This is a genomic window from Burkholderia sp. Ac-20392, from assembly GCF_017104585.1.
GTDB lineage: Bacteria > Pseudomonadota > Gammaproteobacteria > Burkholderiales > Burkholderiaceae > Burkholderia > Burkholderia lata.
Genome location: NZ_JAAGPB010000664.1, coordinates 1 through 3,765, shown reverse-complemented (window position 1 = coordinate 3,765; position 3,765 = coordinate 1). Strand labels below are relative to the sequence as shown.

The following is a 3,765-nucleotide window of genomic DNA, read 5'->3' as shown; positions in this document are numbered from 1 at the left end:
CGGCCGCCTGCTGCGGTGTGGCCGGGCTGAAGCCGACGTTCGGCCGCGTGTCGCGGCGCGGCGTCGCGCCTGCCGAAACCACGCTCGATTGCGTCGGGCCGTTCGCACGCGATATCCGTACGCTGGTTGCCGTGATGGCCGCAATCGCGCCCGGCTTCGATCGTGCGCAGGCGGCGGCCTCTGCTGCAGGCTGCACGATCGCGCACATCACGGTCGATGCCGATCCGGCAATCGCCGCCGCGCTCGACGCGGCCGTGCGCGCGTCGGGCCTGCGCACGCACACGGTCGTGCTCGACGAAATGCCGGCGTCATTCGCGGCAGGGCTCACCGTGATCAATGCGGAAACATCGCGCGCGTTCGGCCATCTCGTCGAATCCGGCAAGCTTGGCGCCGATCTCGATGCGCGATTGCGTGCGGCCGCAACGACCACGCCTGCGGCATTGAAAGAAGCCGAAGTGGTACGTGCACGCTTCACCGCACAAGTCGACGCCGCGCTCGAACACGCGGACGTGCTCGTACTGCCCACGTTGCCCGCACTGCCGATCACGCTGCAGCAGGCGCGCGACGGCGTATCGGTGATCGCGATGTCATCGCTGATCCGGCCGTTCAACCTGAGCGGCCATCCGGCGCTCAGCCTGCCGCTGCCGCTGTCCGGTTCGCCGCTGAAGGCCGGCCTGCAGATCGTCGGGCGCAAGGGCGCGGACGAGCAGGTCTGTGCGATCGCGGCACACTTCGAAGCGGCACTCGCCGCATGAACCACGATGCGGGCGCGACTGCATCCAGCACGCGCCCGCGAACCAGGGAATCACGCACCATGTCAGACCGAGTCGTCCTCGTCACCGGCGCCGCGCGCGGGCTCGGCGCCGTCATCGCCGAACGTTTTCATGCAGCAGGCTACCGCGTCGCGCTGGCCGATATCGCCGCCGACGCCATTCAGGCGCATGCACGCGAACTCGATCCGAGCGGCGAACGCGCGATCGCCCTGCCGCTCGACGTCACGTCCAAACGCGACTTCGAAGCCGCGCGCGATGCGCTCGTCGCGCGCTGGGGCACGATCGACGTGCTCGTGAACAACGCGGGCGCATCGAAGGTCGTGCCCGCGATGGAGATCACGGCCGAGCAGTTCGACCAGGTGATCGACGTGAACCTGCGCAGCGTGCTGTTCGGCTGCCAGGTGTTCGGCCAGTACTTCGCGACGCGCGGCGCGGGCCGTATCGTCAACATCGCGTCGCTCGCCGGGCAGAACGGCGGCTCGGCGACGGGTGCGCACTACGCGGCCGCGAAGGGCGGCACGCTGACGCTGACCAAGGTGTTCGCGCGCGATCTCGCCGCGCAGGGCGTGACCGTCAACGCGATCTCGCCGGGCCCGCTCGACCTGCCGATCGTGTATGAAAGCGTCGCACCGGAGAAACTGCGCCAGGTGCTCGCGAGCCTGCCGGGCGGCAAGCTCGGCTCGGCCGGTTTCGTCGCGGATGCCGCCGTGCTGCTCGCGTCGGGCGACGCGCATTTCGCGAACGGCGCGTGCTGGGACATCAACGGCGGGTTGTACATGCGCTGAGCACGACGGCCTCGTCGCGTCTCCTGCGACGCTCGGGGCCGGTTCACGCCAACGGCCGCCCATGCGCCGGCCCCGCGCACGGATTTCCCCGGACAGGGGAACCTACCCTAGCGCGGCGCGTCGCCGTCGTCGCCCCACACCACCATCACGTCGCGCACGAGCGCGGCGATCGACGTCGCGCCGAGCTTCTCCTTGATGCTCGCGCGATGCACGTCGACGGTCTTCACGCTGATCGACAGATCCGACGCGATCTGCTTGCTGCCCTTGCCGTCCACCACGCCGCGCAGCACTTCCTTCTCGCGCGCGGTCAGCGCATCGAGCCGCTGGCGCAGCTCGCGGTGACGCTGGCTCACCGCATGCCGTTGCTGCGCGAGCCGCAGCGCGCGCTGCACGCGCTCGAGCATCTGCTGCGAGTTGTACGGCTTCTCGACGAAATCGATCGCGCCGTTCTGCAGCGCGCGCACGGACATCGGGATATCGCCGTGCCCGCTGACGAAGATCACCGGCAGCGTCGCACCGCGCGCGTTCAGTTCCGCCTGCACGTCGAAGCCGCTTTTCTCCGGCATCCGCACATCGAGCACCAGGCACGCGGGCAGGTTCACGTCGAAGCGCGCGAGAAAATCGGTGGCGTTCGCGAATCCTTCGGACGCGATGCCGACCGATTCGAGCAGCCACGCGAGCGACGTCCGCATGCCGTTGTCGTCGTCGACGATATATACGATCGGTGCGGGTGACGTCATCGCGGGTGTCTCACTGAATATCGGTATCGGTATCGCACGCGCCGCATACGGGGCCGGGTGCCGGCTCGTCGCGCGCGTCGTTCGCGGGGGGTGTGCGGCACATCATAACGAGCCGAAAACCCGCTGAAAACCCCTTCACGGGCCGCACGAACGCACAATCTCGTTTTTTTTCGCGCGGTGCGGCGCGCATCTAGGTAGAACCTTTAGACGCGTTGGCGAGAACGCCATCTCCATCGTCAATCGTGCGAATGGTCGCCGGCATTTTCGCGACGTACGCTTGGGTCATCGTCGGCGATCCGGCGCGGCGCCGGCAGCGCCGCACGATCGCCGCTTTCGTCCAATCAGGAGCGCCCATGTCTTCCACGACCGATATCCAGCGACCGGCACGCGTCGAGCCGACCGACGCGCAGAAGGCCTTCCGGCAAGCGATGGCCCACCTCGGCGCGGCCGTCAACGTGATCACCACCGCCGGGCCGCACGGCCGCTGCGGGATCACCGCGAGCGCCGTGTGCTCCGTCACCGACACGCCGCCGACGCTGCTCGTGTGCCTCAACCGGTCGAGCGCGATGCGTGAGACGTTCGAACGCAACCGCCACGTCTGCATCAACGTGCTGCCGGCCGAACACGAGCAGCTCGCTCGGCACTTCGCGGGGCTCACCGACCTGCCGATGGAGCGACGCTTCGAACTCCCCGTGTGGGATCGTGGCGAGCAAGACGTGCCCGTGCTGCGCGACGCGCTCGCGAGCCTGCAGGGCACGATCGCCGACATGAAGGAAGTCGGCTCGCATTCGGTGATGTTCATCGAGGCGACGTCGATCCGCGTGCGCGACGACGGCGACAGCCTGATCTACTTCAGCCGTGCGTTTCATCGCGTGTCGCGCACGGCCTGCGTGCGATGAATGGCGCGTGTCGCGCGTGACTACGCGGCGGCCCGCAACGCGCGCTGCCCGGCCGCGAGCGCGGCACCGGCGAACAGCGTCAGCGCCGAATAGACGAGCCCGCGTGCGAGCCCCGCGCTGTCCGACACCCAGCCGATCGCGACCGGCCCCGCGATCTGCCCGAACGCAAAGACCGTCGTGAACGCGCTGATTCCTTTTGCCCAGCCGTCGGGCGGCAGGTTGTGGCGCACGAAGGCCGTCGTCGATGCGACCGCCGACAGGAACGTCGCGCCGAACAGCACACCCGACGCGAACGCGGCCACCGGATGCACGAACATCGCCGGCATCAGCGTCGCGATGCCGAGCAGCGCGTTGAGCACGGCAAGCGCCTGGCCGCCGCGCATCCGGTCGAGCAGCCCCGACCACAGTCGCGCCGACACGACGGTCGCGACGCCGAGCATCACGTAGAACGCGGCGACCACCGTACCGCTCATCCCCGCACCGCGCAGCAGCGCGACGATGAACGTCATGTAGCCGATATAGCCGACGCCGAACAGGCCGTAGCCGGCCAGCGCGAGTGCGAAGCGCA

5 protein-coding genes are annotated in these 3,765 nt (G+C 68.8%); 3 read left to right on the top strand and 2 right to left on the bottom strand.

The window, feature by feature from the left end; genetic code table 11:
* Positions 1-755 (top strand): amidase family protein (locus G3N99_RS36475; protein WP_206124785.1); only part of this gene is annotated, 755 nt, incomplete at its 5' end.
* Positions 756-814: 59 nt separating this feature from the next.
* Positions 815-1,558 carry an SDR family oxidoreductase gene (locus tag G3N99_RS36470; RefSeq protein WP_011356097.1) on the top strand — a complete coding sequence of 248 codons (744 nt, stop codon included), beginning with the start codon at positions 815-817 and terminating at the stop codon, positions 1,556-1,558.
* 107 nt (positions 1,559-1,665) lie between these two features.
* Here the strand turns inward: G3N99_RS36470 and G3N99_RS36465 are convergent, their stop codons facing one another.
* Positions 1,666-2,298, bottom strand: coding sequence for a response regulator (locus G3N99_RS36465; RefSeq protein WP_174938383.1), 633 nt, complete (start codon positions 2,296-2,298; stop codon positions 1,666-1,668).
* Between the two features lie 353 nt (positions 2,299-2,651).
* Between G3N99_RS36465 and hpaC the strand changes: the two genes are divergently transcribed.
* Positions 2,652-3,197, top strand: coding sequence for a 4-hydroxyphenylacetate 3-monooxygenase, reductase component (gene hpaC, locus G3N99_RS36460; RefSeq protein WP_174938382.1), 546 nt, complete (start codon positions 2,652-2,654; stop codon positions 3,195-3,197).
* A gap of 20 nt (positions 3,198-3,217) precedes the next feature.
* Here hpaC and G3N99_RS36455 read toward each other — a convergent pair.
* The coding region (locus G3N99_RS36455) for a YbfB/YjiJ family MFS transporter (RefSeq protein ID WP_206124784.1) at positions 3,218-3,765 on the bottom strand (548 nt) is incomplete at its 5' end.

What these genes read in the sequence shown, in the direction of transcription:
- G3N99_RS36465 (WP_174938383.1), bottom strand. Translation starts at nt 2,298, where the DNA reads ATGACGTCACCCGCACCGATCGTATATATCGTCGACGACGACAACGGC.
- hpaC (WP_174938382.1), top strand. Translation starts at nt 2,652, where the DNA reads ATGTCTTCCACGACCGATATCCAGCGACCGGCACGCGTCGAGCCGACC.
- G3N99_RS36470 (WP_011356097.1), top strand. Translation starts at nt 815, where the DNA reads ATGTCAGACCGAGTCGTCCTCGTCACCGGCGCCGCGCGCGGGCTCGGC.